Source organism: Thiocystis violacea (assembly GCF_016583565.1).
Lineage (GTDB): Bacteria > Pseudomonadota > Gammaproteobacteria > Chromatiales > Chromatiaceae > Thiorhodococcus > Thiorhodococcus violaceus_A.
The window spans coordinates 1-14,527 of record NZ_NRRF01000009.1 but is presented as its reverse complement, the minus strand read 5'-3'; the positions used below and the strand labels follow the sequence as shown (position 1 = coordinate 14,527).

The following is a 14,527-nucleotide window of genomic DNA, read 5'->3' as shown; positions in this document are numbered from 1 at the left end:
GGTCTTGAGGGTGAGGGCGGGCCTGGATCGGCCAGCCAGACGATGGCGCCATGCTACCAGATCGCCCTTTCGCTCGCCTGACCGCGCCGGGCGCGCGGACATGCGCCTTCGACAACCCGTGCTCGATCCGCGGACAGATCGAGCGGCGTCCGGGGAACTACCGACCGGTTCGGCTTGCCCATAGGTTTCCAGTCCGATCCGCGTCATCGATATGGAGTCTTCATGCAGCGACGATTCATCGCCTTCCTCATCTGCCTGCTGCCGCTGGTTGCGGCGGCCGAGCCCAAGGTCTACGAGCGAAGGCTCGACAACGGCCTCAAGGTCCTGGTCAAGCCAGACCATCGTGCCCCCATCCTGACCTCGCAGCTGTGGTACCGCATCGGTTCGAGCTACGAATACGGCGGCATCACGGGGGTCTCGCACGTCCTTGAGCACATGATGTTCCAGGGCACGGAGAGCCACCCGCCAGGCGAGTTCTCCCGCATCGTCGCGGAGAACGGTGGCGAGGAGAATGCCTTTACCGGGCGCGATTTCACCGCCTACTACCAGAACCTGGCCAAGGATCGGCTGGAGATCTCCTTCAAGCTCGAATCCGACCGCATGCGCCATCTGGCGCTGGCCGACAAGGAATTCACCAAGGAGCTGGAGGTCGTGAAGGAAGAGCGGCGCATGCGCACGGACGATGACCCGCAATCCCTCACTTACGAACGCTTCAACGCCGTCGCCTTCGACGCCTCGCCCTACGGCAATCCGGTCATCGGCTGGCCGGGCGATCTGGAGCAGCTGCAACTCGCGGACCTGAGCGATTGGTATCGGCTCTGGTATGCGCCGAACAATGCCACGCTGGTGGTTGCCGGAGATGTGGATCCCGAGCAGGTCTTCAGCCTTGCCGAGACCTATTTCGGACCGCTCGCGGCCGAGGAGATCCGCCCGCCCAAGACGCGGAGCGAGCCCGCACAGCACGGCGAGAAGCGGCTGGAGGTGAAGGCCCCGGCGAAGGAGTCCTATCTCCTGATGGGCTACAAGACGCCGGCCGTCGCCGATGCCGCCGAGGACTGGGAGCCCTATGCCCTGGAGATCCTCTCCTCCGTGCTGGATGGGGGCGACAGCTCACGCTTCGCCCGCGAACTGGTGCGCGGCGATCAGATCGCCGCCTCCGCCGGTGCGAGCTACAGCGTCTTCCAGCGTCTGCCCGGCCTCTTCCTCTTCGATGGCGTACCGGCCAAGGGCCACGGCGTCGCGGACCTGGAGGCGGCCTTGCGCGCGCAGATCGAGCGCGTGCGCAGCGAGCCGGTCAGTGCCGCCGAGCTGGAGCGGGTGCGCAATCAGGTGGTCGCCGCCAAGGTCTACGAGCAGGATTCGCTCTTCTATCAGGCGATGATGCTGGGTCAACTGGAGAGCATCGGCCTGGACTGGCGGCTCTCGGAGACCTATGTCGATGCCCTCGCCGCCGTCACGCCCGAGCAGGTTCAGACCGTCGCCAAGAAGTACCTGACGCCGGACCGGCTCACGGTCGCCGTGCTCGATCCGCAGCCGCTCGACGGCAAGCAGCCCGTGCGCCCCAGCCTGGGGATAGGAGGACAGACCCATGTTCGCTGATTTGATCTTCGCCGGTCTCAAGTCCGCGGCCGCGCGCGGCGGAATCCCTCGCGCAGTCGCGCCCTGGCTGGCGCTGCTGCTGGTCGGCGCACCCGTTGCCCAGGCGACGCCGGCGATCCAGACCTGGGAGACGAGCAATGGCGCGCGCGTGCTCTTCGTCGCCGCGCCCGAGATCCCCATGATCGACGTCAAGGTGGTCTTCGACGCCGGGAGTGCGCGGGACGGCGAGCAGGCGGGGCTCGCCTCCATGACGGCCGCCATGCTCGACGAAGGCGCCGGCGACTGGGACGCCGACGCCCTGGCCGACCGGCTCGACAATGTCGGCGCCTCGCTGAGCGCGGGCGTCGACCGGGACATGACCTCGGTGTCGCTGCGCTCCCTCACCCGCCAACCGGCCCTGGAGACGGCCATCGACACCCTGACGGCGGTCTTGGCCAAGCCGAGCTTCGAGCCCAAGGCGCTGGAGCGGGTCCGGCAGAACCGTCTCATCGCGCTGCGTCAGGACGAGGAATCGCCCGGTGATGTCGCCCAAAAGGCGCTCTATCGGGCGGTCTTCCAAAACCACCCCTACGCGGGTGATCCCTCGGGGACGTCCGCCTCCATCGCGGCGATCGCGCGCGACGCGCTGGTCGCCTTTCACGCCCGCTACTATGTCGCGGCCAACGCCTTGGTGGCCATTGTCGGGGATCTCGACCGGGCCGGCGCGCAGGCGCTGGCGGAACGCATCACGGCCGGGCTGCCGAAGGGCGAGGCGGCGGCACCGCTGCCCAAGGTCTCGCCGCTCGCCGCCGGGTCGCTCCAGGCCATCGACTTCCCTTCCAGTCAGACCACGGTCCTGGCCGGCCAGCCGGGCATGAAGCGCGGGGATCCGGACTATTTCCCGCTCTATATCGGCAATCACATCCTGGGCGGTAGCGGGCTGGTGTCCATCCTCATGGACGAGATCCGCGAGAAGCGCGGCCTGTCCTACAGCACCTACAGCTACTTCCTGCCGCTGGCGCAGCCAGGCCCCTTCCTCATGGGGCTGAAGACGCGCAACGATCAGGCCGAGCAGGCGCGCCAGGTGATGCTCGAAACGCTCGAGCGCTTCCTTGAGCGGGGGCCGACGCAGGCGGAGCTGACCGCCGCCCAGAAGAACATCACGGGCGGCTTCCCGCTCAAGATCGCCAGCAACGGCAACATCATCCAGTACCTGGCGGTCATCGGCTTCTACAAGCTGCCGCTCGACTACCTGGACCGCTTCACCGACCGCATCGCCGCGGTGACGGCCGAGCAGATTCGCGACGCCTTTGCGCGCCGCGTCGATCCCGAGCGCTTAGCCATCGTGACCGTCGGCCGCAGCCAAGAGCCCGTCGTCGAGACCCGTGGCGCAGACTAGGAACCAGCTCAGGGTCGTCGGCGGGCGTTTCCGCGGCCGGCGCCTGCCCTTCCCGGATCAACCCGGGCTGAGGCCGACGGCCGACCGCGTGCGCGAAACCCTGTTCAACTGGCTCACGCCCGTCATCGCGGGGGCACGCTGTCTGGATGCCTTCGCCGGCAGTGGGGCGCTGGGGTTCGAGGCGGCTTCGCGTGGCGCGTCCGAGGTCGTGATGCTGGAGCGTGCCACACCCGTGGTCCGTCAGCTGCGGGCGAATGCCCAGAGCCTCGGCGCCGCCGAGATCGCCATCCACCAGACCGACGCCCTGGAGTGGTTGACGCGCGTCGCGCCGGCGCCCTTCGACCTGATCTTTCTGGACCCGCCCTTCGCCGAGGGACTGCTCGCACCCGCCATTGAGCGCCTGACGGCCAATGGCTGGCTCGGGGCAGAGACCCGCGTCTATCTGGAGGCGCCGATTCAGACGGGGTTTCCGCCCTTGCCCCCCGACTGGGAGCTGATCCGCGACAAGACCGCCGGTCAAGTCCGTTTCGGGCTTGCCCTGGTGCTCGGCCCGGGGACGAACGACGAGCACTCAGGCGATTGACGGAGCACATAGCCGCCTGCCACCCGGGCTCGGGTGCGAGCATCAGTGATGACTGGCCGACTCGATGATCGAGACCAGACCAGGCTACTCCAGCGCCTTGAGACGGGCGGCGTAGTCCAGCGCCGCGTCTTGGTGACCGCCCTGCTGATTGAAGGTGACGAGGGCGACCAGGATGTCGCGGTCGTCCGGATGGCGCTCCAGGGCCTGCTCGAGGATGGCTAGGGCCTTGGCCAGATCTCCACTGCCCTGAACCGCCAGCGCCTGCACATAGGGGTAGCGGGCATTGGCCGGGTCCAGCTCGGCGGCGCGGGCGAAGGAGATCACCGCCTTCGGTAGCGCCTTGGCGCGGATCTGTAGCAGGCCGAGTGCATAGTGCAGGCTCGCATTCTCCGGGACCGCTTCCAGGCCCTGCTTGAGGACGGTCTCGCCGTCCGCGTCGCGTCCGAGCGCACGGTAGAGGTCCGCCAGGTTCACATAGGCGGGCGCGAACCTGGGGTCGAGCCGAAGCGCGGTGCGGTAGGCCCGCTCGGCCGCCTCGGGGCGATGGGCGGCCGTCTCGACCAGGCCGATGTTGAGGTGCGACTCGGGGCGCTCGGCGTTCACCAACTGGGACTCGCGGTAGGCCGTCAAGGCGCGCTGAAGACGCGCCTGGTCGCCGTCCGGCAGGGGCATGGCGGCGAGCGGGGCCAGGGTGCGCGCCGCCTCGGTGCGCACGGCGAGGATGGGGTCGGCGAGCAAGGGGAAACCCAGCTCCATCAGCGTCTTGGCATCCGTGGTATCCAGATAGCGCACGGCGGCCGCTCGGACGAGGGAATCGCGGTCCTGCAGCAGCCGACGCAGGGTCAGCATGTGCGTCGGATCCGGGTAACGGTGAAGAAGATCGAGCGCGGTTGCGCGCGCAATGCCAGGTTGGGCCTCGTCGGCGGCCAGGGCGATGAGCTTGTGAGGCGCCTGGCGCTGACCTGTGCGCCCCGCATGCAGGGCCTCGCCGAACCGCGGACGCTGCGTCGCCGCCTCCCCGTACCAGGACTGGAAGGCTTCCAGCGCCCATTCGCTCGACTTGTCGGCATGACAGTCGTTGCAGGCATTGGGACTGTCGGTTGCGATGCTCAGGTCCGGCCTGGGGATACGCAGACTGTGATCGGCGCGCTCGTCGATCACCATGTAGTGCCGCTGCGGCATGTGGCAGGCGGTGCAGGAGGCGCCCGCCGAGTCGCTCTCATGGTGGTGGTGAGCCTGGGTCGCGTATCTGGACGGCAGGTGGCATTGCGCGCAGACCTGGTCGCGCGATGCCTTGAGCTTGAGACTGTGCGGGTCGTGGCAGTCGGTGCAGGTGACGCCGTGGGCGAACATGCGGCTCTGCAGGAAGGACCCGTAGACATAGACCTCGTCCCGGATCTGACCATCGGCGAAGTAGAGCCCTTCATCGAGCAGCGCCAGCCGGTGGCTGTCCCCCAATGGCTGACCGTAGACATAGTGATCGCTGATCTGCCCGCGCCGCGAATGGCAGCGGGCGCAGACCTGGATCTGGGTGTGCTGCTTGCGCGGGACCGAGCGGCGCGGCAGCTGGCTCTCCGGGTCGATCAGCCAGTGGCCGCCGTCGCGGTCGGCCAGATCCACGACCAGGCCCTTGGTCGCGTCCCACTGCGGCGCCCCGCCCGGTGCCGCCGGCCTCGCCTGCTCGAGGTGGCGTGAAGCCGGACCATGACAGGCCTCGCAGGCGACGTCGATCTCCGACCAAGTGGTGTGGAAGCTGTCGGTCGCGAGGTCGTAGCCCTTTTTCAGATTGGTGGAATGGCACTCGGCGCACTGGTAGTTCCAGTTCTGATCCCGGCCGGTCCAATGCAGCGGGCTGTTGTGATCGATGGACGCATCCGGGTAGAGATGGAACCAGCGTTGCCCACCCTCCTCCGCGGTCCGGCTGTCCCAGGCGATGCCGAGGCTCTGCAGGCGCCCGCCCGGAAAGGGAACGAGGTATTGCTGAAGGGGCCACCAGCCGAAGGTGTAGCCAATCGGATACTCATGCGGCTCGCCGTCGGGACCCTGGGTGCGGACCATGAAGGCACCGTCACGCCTGAAGAACCGCGAGGTCACGCCCTGGGCCGTGAATTCGGCGTCATTGAAATCGCCGAGAACGGTCTCCGCCGTTGCCTCGGTCATCGCCAGATCGTGATAGGACCCGCGCCAGCGCTCGAGCTCGACCTCATGGCATTCGGCACAGCGCTGGCTGCCGACGAAGGTTGCGCCGTCTGATCCAGCCGCAACCGCCCCCAGCCCCAGCCAGAACTGGAGACAGACCAACAGCAACGCCGAGCGAACGAGTGCGGGGTTCAAGTGGGGCTCCTTACAGCGTGCCTCGGCGCGAACTGCGCGCGGAGGTTGGGGAAGAGACTTGGCTCCGCCCGGCGAGGCGGCACCTCGTCGAGGCGGGGCGGGTGTGGGGATCCTAACCGTTCAGCGGGTCATCGACGCTTCGACGACCCGCTTTCCAGAACGTCAGTAGGGCGAAGTGACGACGATGTACTCAACGCTGGAGCCGTAATAGCGCGGCTTGTACCAGGTCGAACCGCACCGTTGGTAGGTCAGGCCATCGACGACCACGCTGCTGCAGGACGGCGGCAGCGAGTAGACGATGGAGCCGATGACCGCCGCCGTGGCAGCAACCGCCATGGCTGTTCCGACCGGGTTGTTCCAGCGCGGATCGCCAATGCGCGGCGGCGGCGGAGGCGGACGATACCCCCCGCCCGGAGGCGGCGGCCGTTGACCGCCAGCCGGAGGCCGCGGCCCACCACCGCCTGGAGGCCGCGCCCCACCAGCCGGGAGATGCCCCGCCGGAGGATGCCCCGCGCCGCCCGGACCTCTGGGTCTGGCGTGACCACCACCGCCGGGCGGGCGGCCGCCATGCACCGAGGATCGGGCATGTCCGCCGCCACCGCGCATCCCGCGCGCATCTGCGGTCTCGAAGAAGGCCAGGCTCGAGCCCAGCATGAAGAGACCCGTCAAGACGAGCACGAGGCTTTGCTGCGTGAAGAGTTTCATGGTTGGTGCCCCTAGGGTGTCGCCTGACTCGGTTCCTGAGAGAGGATCTCGATGGGTTCATCCTCCTTGGCCGGACTGAAGGTAAAGACTCCGTCGTTCGGCGTCGCCTTGACATTCCACGCCATGTCAGCCATGAACTGAGGCTCGCCCGGCTCGTCCTTGGTGGTAATCACGTACCGCAGCGGCAGCGGCTCATCCCCCTGCGCGATCCAGATCTGCCAGTCCACGTCCGCCTGCCGGAAGGCATAGTGGTCGGTCAGCTGCTTGCCGATCCTGCTCGCTCCAACCCACATCGCCTGCTGGATGTCAGCGTCGGCCGCCGCGTCGGTACCCCAGTAGAAGAGATCCTGGAGGGGAAACTCGATCCCGTATTTCTCGGTGAGCAGCGTCAGGAGTTCACGGATGGTCGGGGGCGCGTCGACGGTCGCGTAGTAACGCCCTTCCGGCGCATAGAGGGTGAACTGCTTGCCGTCGTAATAGATCACGCGGGCCTTGCGATCGGTCACGATGTCGGCGCGCAAGTGGTCGGGCTTGCGGACCTTGATGTCGATCGTCTTGTTGAGCTGGATCTTCTGTCCATTCTCGAGCACCTCGTCGATGCGGTCCTCGGCCTTCAGCGTGAACGAACCCAGGCCCCGCAGATAGGCGCCCATGCGATGGAGCGCGTCGAGCGCCGCGGGCTCCACCGCCACCTCCACGGCCGCCTCCGGCGGGGCCGTGACAGCCGCGTCCTCTTGCGCCGGCACCGGACCGGCCAGCACAAGGCCGGCCAGCGCAAGTGCCGTCAAGCAGTGTGATCTCAGGGTCATGTCCAAGAACCTCGATTCGGGTCGATTGAAGGTCTGCCATCCGCTCTCGCGCGCCTCAGCCGGCGATCCCGCGCTGAGCCGCAGTGGCGCGAGCCTATGCCAGCCTGGCATCCCGTGTAAACCGCCGCGCGCGCGGCGAGCGGGTCAGGTCGCCTGAGCTTGACCCAATCCCGAACGCGCGCCAGCGCCAGGGCCAGGGCGCGTGAGGACGCGCTGCCGGAGAGGCGCCACAGAGGTCGAGCGATCTCGCGGCCGCTGCCCGGAGATCAAGGGGCGTCATTGCCGATCCGGCGCTGCGCCTCAATTTGGAATCGGCCGCGGACTCCTATACCTTAGAGGGCGGACGTATCAGCGCAATCACGCGGCTCGCGGACTCGCCGGAACGAGAGGCCCAGACGATGTACATCCTGTTGTTGAGCATTCACGGCCTCATCCGAGGTCACGACTTGGAGCTCGGGCGCGACGCCGACACCGGAGGTCAAACCAAATATGTCGTCGATCTCGCGCGGGCCCTCGGCGAGCGCGACGACGTCTCTCAGGTGGATCTGGTCACACGGCGCGTCATTGACCCGGCCGTGAGCCCGGACTACGCCGAACGCATCGAGGCCCTGAGCGACAAGGCGCGCATCCTGCGCATCGACGCCGGCCCCGAGGAATATCTGCCCAAGGAGCAGCTCTGGGACCATCTCGACAGCTTCGTGGACAACCTCGCCGCACTCCTGCATGAGGTGGGGCGTTGGCCCGACATCGTCCACAGCCATTATGCGGACGCCGGCTATGTCGGCGTGCGGCTCTCCAACCTGATCGCCGCGCCCCTGGTCCATACCGGACACTCCCTCGGCCGCGACAAGCGCCAACGGCTGCTGGCCGCCGGGCTGGACAGCGATCAGATCGATGCCCGCTACAACATGCTGCGCCGGATCGACGCGGAAGAGGCGGTCCTCGCGAGCGCGGATCTGATCATCACCAGTACCCACAACGAGATCGAGGAACAGTACGGCCTCTACGACTATTACATGCCGGAGCGCATGCGGGTCATCCCGCCGGGCACCGACCTCAAGCAGTTCCATCCGCCGAGCGGGGATGAGGCCATCGCCTTCGCGGAAGAGGTCGAGCGCTTCCTCGACGCGCCGGACAAACCGCTGATCCTGGCCCTCTCGCGGGCCGACGATCGCAAGAACATCGTCGCCCTGGTCGAGGCCTACGGCGAGTGCGCTCCCCTGCGGGAGCTGGCGAATCTACTCATCGTCGCCGGCAATCGGGACGACATCCGCGACCTCGACGAAGGCGCCCGATCGGTGCTGACCGACATCCTCATCACCGTCGATGCCTACGATCTCTACGGCCGGGTCGCCATCCCCAAGCACCACAGCGCCGACGAGGTGCCCGAGATCTACCGCCTGACCGCCCGCTCCCATGGCGTCTTCGTCAACCCGGCGCTCACCGAGCCCTTCGGACTGACGCTGCTGGAGGCCGCGGCCACGGGCATCCCACTGGTTGCGACCGAGAACGGCGGCCCGGTCGACATCATCGGCAACTGCGGCAACGGCCTGCTGGTCGACCCACTGGACCGCCGCCAGATCGCCGACGCCCTGCTCAAGATTCTGGGCGACGCACAGACCTGGCAGACCTTCTCCGAGCGCGGACTGGCGGGCGTGCGCAAGCACTATTCCTGGCAGGCCCATGCGGCGAGCTATCGCGAGCAGATCGCACCCCTGACACAACAGAGCGAGCCCATCCCGGATACGCCGCCCATGCGTCGCAGCATGGTCTATCGCGATCGTGCTCTCTTCACCGATCTGGACCAGAGCCTGCTCGGAGACCCGGAGGGCGTCGAGCAGTTCGTCGCCATGATGCGCGGGAGCCGGCGCTGCTCGAACTTCGGCATCGCCACCGGGCGGCGCCTGGACTCACTCCTGATCGAGCTGAAACGCCACGGCATTCCGGTCCCGGACGTGCTCATCACCAGCCTGGGCACGGAGATCCACTACACCGGCCGTCTGGTCCCGGACGACTATTGGAACGAGCACGTCGACCACCTCTGGAAGCCCAGGTCCGTGCGCCGCGCGCTGGCGGACGTCCCGGGGCTCGTGCCACAAACCAAGATCGAGCAGAGCCGCTTCAAGATCTCCTATCATTACGACCCCGCGATCGCGCCCTCGGTCGAGGAGATCGCCACCCTGCTGCGCACGCGCGACCTATCGGTGAACGTCATCCATGCCTTCGGGCAGTTCCTCGACATCGTGCCGGTGCGCGCGAGCAAGGGACTGGCGGTGCGTTATGTCGCGCACCGCTTCGGCATCCCGCTGGAGCATGTGCTGGTGGTCGGAGGCTCGGGCGCGGACGAGGACATGATGCGCGGCAACACCCTGGCCGTCGTGGTCGCCAACCGCCACCACGAGGAGCTCTCGCAGCTCGCCGAGATCGACAACATCTACTTTGCCCAGCAGGCCCATGCCAAGGGTATCCTGGAGGCGGTGGAGCACTACGACTTCTTCCGCTCCTGCCAAGTCCCTGTAGTGGCGCCGGTCGGCGAGCAGCCCCGCGCCAGCCAGGAATAGAAGGGGCTGTCCGCGACCCGAAACACACCCAACCGACAGTCCCAGAGCAGCCACATCGAAACAGCGAGGCAACGAATCGTGGATAAACCCTCACTCTGCATCTTCGGCGAGGTCCTCTACGATTGCTTCCCAGACGGGCGCAAGGTGCTGGGGGGCGCGCCCTTCAACGTCGCCTGGCATCTGCAGGCGTTCGGTGCGGCCCCCAGGCTCGTCAGCGCCGTCGGCGATGACGCGGACGGGGAGCACATCCGCGCGGGCATGGCCGACTGGGGCATGTTGACGAGCCATCTGCAAACCGACCCGAACCACCCAACCGGCAAGGTGCAGGTCCACCTGGAGGACGGCGAGCCGAGCTACGATATCGTCGCCGACAGCGCCTATGACTTCATCCGGACCCCCGACGAGGCCGACACCACCTACGCCCTCGTCTATCACGGCACCCTCGCCTTGCGGCAGCCCGTCTCGGCGGCCACCCTCGCCGGGATCAAGGCATCGGAGCCCGACCTGGTGTTCCTCGATGTCAACCTGCGCGCGCCCTGGTGGAGCCGGGACAAGACGGTCGCCCTGGTCACGGATGCCGACTGGGTGAAGCTCAACGCGCACGAGCTCTCACTGCTATCGGGCGCCGATGCCGCCACGGCCAAGCCCATCCCAGAGCTGGCGCGGGACTTCCTGGAACACCACGATCTGCTCGGCCTCATCGTCACCTTGGGGAGCAAGGGCGCGCTCGGCCTGATGAAGGGCAGTGAGCCGGTTCACATCGCCCCACCGCCAGCGCTCCAGGTCGTGGACACGGTCGGCGCGGGCGATGCCTTCGCCGCCGTCACCATTCTCGGCATCGTCAACGGTTGGTCGCTGGACAAAACGCTGGAGCGCGCGCAATCCTTCGCATCCAGCATCGTCGGACAGCGCGGCGCGACCGAGGCCAACCCCAAGCTCTATGCCCCCCTCGTCGACCAATGGGGACTTATCGACTAGGCTGCACCGCCCCTGCCAAGCAAGGCGCCGGCATCCGCCGCGCGGACGGCTCGGGACGCATGCCCAGCGGTTGACGCATGGCGCCGAGTCACCCCCGCATCCGTCGACCATGCCTCGACCCGCGTGAGCGCCGCCAGCGTCCGCGACCTTCCGGTGAACTGGAGTCTCCATGTACGAACAGGTTTCGCATGCCCTACTGAACGACATCCTCGATGACCTCAGTCACCAGGTCGTTCGCGAGGACCTGCGCCACTTCTACACCCGCCTAGGCGCCAATTTCTATGCCATCCACTCGCTCTTCGAGCACCTCTACGGCCATCGGGAGGACTTCAAGGAGCAGATCACCCGGCTCACCGAGCGCTTGGCCCGCGCCTACATCGACCGCCCCGAGAGCCTCAGGCAGATCGACATGGAGCGCGAGGAGAACCACAACTGGTTCCTCAGCCAGGAGTGGACCGGCATGGCGCTCTACCTCGACGGCTTCGCCGGCAATCTGCAGGGTCTGACCAAACGCCTGTCCTATCTGCAGGAGCTGGGCGTCAACATGGTGCACGTCATGCCGATCCTGCGCTGCCCTCAGGGTGCCAGCGACGGCGGCTACGCGGTGAGCGACTTCCGCAACATCGATTCGCGCGCGGGCTCGGTGGACGACATCTCGGAGCTGACCGAGGCCATGCACAAGCGCGGCATGCTGCTGACGCTGGACGTGGTGGTGAATCACACCTCCAACGAGCACGCCTGGGCGCAGCAGGCCTGCGCCGGCGACAAGACCTACCAGGACTTCTACTACGTCTTTCCCAACCGCGACGTGCCGGACATGTTCGAGGAGACCCTCCCGGAGATCTTCCCGGAGACCGCCCCCGGCAACTTCACCTGGAACGACCAGATGGAGCGGTGGGTCATGACCGTCTTCAACACCTATCAATGGGACCTGAATTACTCCAACCCCTCGGTCTTCATCGAGATGGTGGACATCATCCTCTTCTGGGCCAATCAGGGCGCGGACATCGTGCGATTGGACGCGGTCGCCTTCCTCTGGAAGAAGATCGGGACCACCTCGCAGAACGAGCGCGAGGCGCACCTCATCCTGCAGCTCATGAAGGACTGCTGTCAGGTCGTCGCGCCCGGCGTGCTCTTCATCGCCGAGGCCATCGTCGCGCCATCCGAGATCATCAAGTACTTCGGCGAGGACGCGGTCATCGCCAAGGAGTGCGAGATCGCCTACAACGCCACCTTCATGGCGCTGCTCTGGGACGCGGTGGCGACCAAGAACGCCAAGCTCCTCAATCAGGGCATCAAGAGCCTGCCGCTCAAGCTCGACCGCGCCACCTGGCTGAACTACATCCGCTGCCACGACGACATCGGCCTGGGCTTCGACGACGCCGACATCCACGCCTGCGACTATGACCCCTATGCCCACCGCCACTTCCTGATCAAGTGGTTCACCGGCGCCTTCGAGGGCTCGCCGGCCCGCGGCCGGCCCTTCGGCGTCAACCACAAGACGGGCGATGCGCGCATCGCGGGCGCCCTGGCCTCACTCGCCGGGCTCGAGAGCGCGCTGGAGACGCAGGATCAGGAAGCGATCGACCATGCGGTGAATCTGATCCTGACCCTGCACGGCATGATCATGTCCTTCGGCGGCATCCCGCTCATCTGGTACGGCGATGAGATCGGCACCCTGAACGACAGCTCCTTCCTGGACGACGTCAACAAGGCCGGCGACGCGCGCTGGATCCATCGCCCGCGCATCGACTGGCACCGCGCCGAGCGCCGCCATGAGCAGGGCAGCGTGGAGCAGCGCCTCTTCGATGGGCTCAAGCGCATGATCGAGGCGCGCAAGCGCACGCCGGCCTTCGCGGACTTCAACAACCGCGAGCTGGTGGACGTGAGCAATCCGCACCTCTTCGCCTTCCTGCGCACCCATCCGACGATGCTGACCAGCTCCGTGCTCGTGGTCGCCAACTTCGATGCGACGCCCCAATACCTGGATCTGGAGCAGCTGAGCAACCGGGGCGTCTTCCGCTACGGCCTGCTGCAGGACGTCATTACCGGCGACTCGCCGGCCGTGTTCAACAACCGGGTCATCATCCCGCCGTTCCACTTCTACTGGCTGGCGAATCAGCGGGCACGTTCGATGTTGTAATCCGAGAACCGGTTCAGGGCAGAGGATCGCCAGCATCGCCGTGCTCAGCACGTCGCGCGTGCTTGGGGCATTGGGGCTGGTGAGCACCGGTGGGCAGCTCGCAAGCCAAGCCTCGAAGCGACCACCGCATGACACCTGGAAGAGCCAGCGTGAGGCTGGGCGGCAAATCGATTTATTCACAGCCTCGGAGTTCGTCGCAGGCGCGGAACCGACGCCTGCGGGCGCCAATGCGAACGCGGACGGGCTCGGCCCCATCGCGGCAGCCTGCCCGGGTTAGCGTGGCCGATACAGCCACCAAGACACCTCGTTCGCCGAGAAGACCGGCTGATAGTGTCTCACGCGCTCCGCGGGGATCACGTCCTTGACCTGATTGTCCAGCACCAGGGCTCGGCCCGCGAAGGAGACCAAGGTAATGGCGTGGCCGATATCCAGATTCTGATCTTTGACCGCTACCAGCAGCAGGTCGTCGTTTCCGAACCCGAGTGCGCGTAGGCTCATGAATTTCACGATGGCGTAGTCCTCACAGTCTCCCGCTTTCGCAAAAAATTCGCCTGGCGTTTCCCAGTAGTCTTCGACTCCAGGGCTGTGAAGGTCACAAAAAGTGAACGCAACGACTCCTGCCGGTCGCCACGCCCTCGACGCAGCTGAATCGCCCGAGCAGCGCGAGTCGCGCGTCTTCGGTACAATCGCGCCCTTTTGTAACCAGCTGGCGGTTGATGATGTTGCTGAACCCACTGCTTGAGCGCTTTGCCGAGCATTTTCCGATCCCCACCATGGCGCGCGCGGTGTTGGAGCGCAGCTTCCATCCGGCCCAGCTCAACGCCTGGTTTGAGCAGACGGCGCAAAGCCAGTACACCCGTCAGCTGTTGTTCTCGACGCTGTTCGATCTGATGATGCAGGTGGTCACCCGCCAGCAACCGTCGATCCATGCGGCCTATCAAGGGGCGCGCGAGGACATCCCCGTCACGCGCAAAGCGGTGTACGACAAGCTCAATGGACTGGAGCCGGAGATCTCGGCCGCGCTGGTGGGCTATAGCGCCGAGCAGGCGGGTCGGGTGATCACCTCGCTCGCGGCCACCCGCACGCCGTTGCTGCGCGATTATCGCGTCAAGATCCTCGATGGCAATGCGCTGGGCGGACGCGAGCATCGCCTCGCCGGGACCCGCGGGCAGAGCGCCGCGCCCTTGCCGGGCAAGGCGTTGGTGGTGTTCGAGCCGGCGCTGGAGGTGATCACCTGGATGATCCCCGAGGTCGACGCCTACACCCAGGAGCGCGCCATGCTCGCGCGTCTTGAGGGCGCGATCGAGGCGGGGGATCTGTGGATCGCCGATCGCAACTTCTGTGTCGCCGCCTGGATCTGGGAACTGCACCAACGCGGCGCGGCGGTGCTGGTGCGCGAGCACCAGCAGATCCCCTGCCAACCGCTTGAGCCGATGC

General features: G+C 66.7%; 10 protein-coding genes and 1 pseudogene. 7 read left to right on the top strand and 4 right to left on the bottom strand.

Annotated elements, in window-relative coordinates:
• Positions 1-222 precede the first annotated feature (222 nt).
• From CKO23_RS05690 to rsmD, 3 genes are read left to right on the top strand one after another with little or no spacing between them, the layout of a single operon-like run.
• Entirely contained in the window at positions 223-1,599 is a 1,377-nt protein-coding gene (locus tag CKO23_RS05690; RefSeq protein WP_200328957.1) for a M16 family metallopeptidase, read from the top strand.
• Positions 1,589-2,977 carry a M16 family metallopeptidase gene (locus tag CKO23_RS05685; RefSeq protein ID WP_200328955.1) on the top strand — a complete coding sequence of 463 codons (1,389 nt, stop codon included), beginning with the start codon at positions 1,589-1,591 and terminating at the stop codon, positions 2,975-2,977. The genes CKO23_RS05690 and CKO23_RS05685 overlap by 11 nt, the downstream gene beginning before the upstream one ends.
• A complete protein-coding gene (rsmD, locus tag CKO23_RS05680; protein ID WP_200328954.1) occupies positions 2,964-3,560 on the top strand; it encodes a 16S rRNA (guanine(966)-N(2))-methyltransferase RsmD in 597 nt (198 codons plus the stop codon). The genes CKO23_RS05685 and rsmD overlap by 14 nt, the downstream gene beginning before the upstream one ends.
• Positions 3,561-3,644: 84 nt before the next feature.
• Here the strand turns inward: rsmD and CKO23_RS05675 are convergent, their stop codons facing one another.
• From CKO23_RS05675 to CKO23_RS05665, 3 genes are all read right to left on the bottom strand, one after another.
• On the bottom strand, positions 3,645-5,894 hold the full coding sequence (locus tag CKO23_RS05675; protein ID WP_200328952.1) for a tetratricopeptide repeat protein: 2,250 nt from the start codon (positions 5,892-5,894) through the stop codon (positions 3,645-3,647).
• A gap of 162 nt (positions 5,895-6,056) precedes the next feature.
• On the bottom strand, positions 6,057-6,599 hold the full coding sequence (locus CKO23_RS05670; RefSeq protein WP_200328950.1) for a hypothetical protein: 543 nt from the start codon (positions 6,597-6,599) through the stop codon (positions 6,057-6,059).
• 11 nt (positions 6,600-6,610) lie between these two features.
• On the bottom strand, positions 6,611-7,408 hold the full coding sequence (locus CKO23_RS05665) for a DUF2092 domain-containing protein (RefSeq protein ID WP_200328948.1): 798 nt from the start codon (positions 7,406-7,408) through the stop codon (positions 6,611-6,613).
• Positions 7,409-7,806: 398 nt separating this feature from the next.
• Here CKO23_RS05665 and CKO23_RS05660 point away from each other — a divergent pair, with 398 nt between their 5' ends.
• The 3 genes from CKO23_RS05660 to CKO23_RS05650 all read left to right on the top strand — a co-directional run bounded on the left by CKO23_RS05660 (position 7,807) and on the right by CKO23_RS05650 (position 13,090).
• On the top strand, positions 7,807-9,969 hold the full coding sequence (locus CKO23_RS05660) for an HAD-IIB family hydrolase (protein ID WP_200328946.1): 2,163 nt from the start codon (positions 7,807-7,809) through the stop codon (positions 9,967-9,969).
• 78 nt (positions 9,970-10,047) lie between these two features.
• The gene (locus CKO23_RS05655) at positions 10,048-10,947 is read left to right on the top strand and encodes a PfkB family carbohydrate kinase (RefSeq protein ID WP_200328944.1); all 900 of its coding nucleotides are present in this window, start codon (positions 10,048-10,050) and stop codon (positions 10,945-10,947) included.
• Between the two features lie 169 nt (positions 10,948-11,116).
• Complete coding sequence (locus CKO23_RS05650; RefSeq protein WP_200328942.1) at positions 11,117-13,090, top strand: alpha-amylase family glycosyl hydrolase; 1,974 nt, start codon at positions 11,117-11,119, stop codon at positions 13,088-13,090.
• 273 nt (positions 13,091-13,363) lie between these two features.
• Here the strand turns inward: CKO23_RS05650 and CKO23_RS25465 are convergent, their stop codons facing one another.
• On the bottom strand, positions 13,364-13,825 hold the full coding sequence (locus tag CKO23_RS25465) for a transglutaminase-like cysteine peptidase (RefSeq protein ID WP_200328940.1): 462 nt from the start codon (positions 13,823-13,825) through the stop codon (positions 13,364-13,366).
• On the opposite strand from CKO23_RS25465, the pseudogene CKO23_RS05640 reads away from it, so the two are divergent.
• A pseudogene (locus CKO23_RS05640) lies at positions 13,810-14,527 on the top strand (IS4 family transposase); the annotation flags it as partial. The gene CKO23_RS25465 and the pseudogene CKO23_RS05640 overlap by 16 nt on opposite strands.

What these genes read in the sequence shown, in the direction of transcription:
- CKO23_RS05690 (WP_200328957.1), top strand. Translation starts at nt 223, where the DNA reads ATGCAGCGACGATTCATCGCCTTCCTCATCTGCCTGCTGCCGCTGGTT.
- CKO23_RS05685 (WP_200328955.1), top strand. Translation starts at nt 1,589, where the DNA reads ATGTTCGCTGATTTGATCTTCGCCGGTCTCAAGTCCGCGGCCGCGCGC.
- CKO23_RS05670 (WP_200328950.1), bottom strand. Translation starts at nt 6,599, where the DNA reads ATGAAACTCTTCACGCAGCAAAGCCTCGTGCTCGTCTTGACGGGTCTC.
- CKO23_RS05665 (WP_200328948.1), bottom strand. Translation starts at nt 7,408, where the DNA reads ATGACCCTGAGATCACACTGCTTGACGGCACTTGCGCTGGCCGGCCTT.
- CKO23_RS05660 (WP_200328946.1), top strand. Translation starts at nt 7,807, where the DNA reads ATGTACATCCTGTTGTTGAGCATTCACGGCCTCATCCGAGGTCACGAC.
- CKO23_RS05650 (WP_200328942.1), top strand. Translation starts at nt 11,117, where the DNA reads ATGTACGAACAGGTTTCGCATGCCCTACTGAACGACATCCTCGATGAC.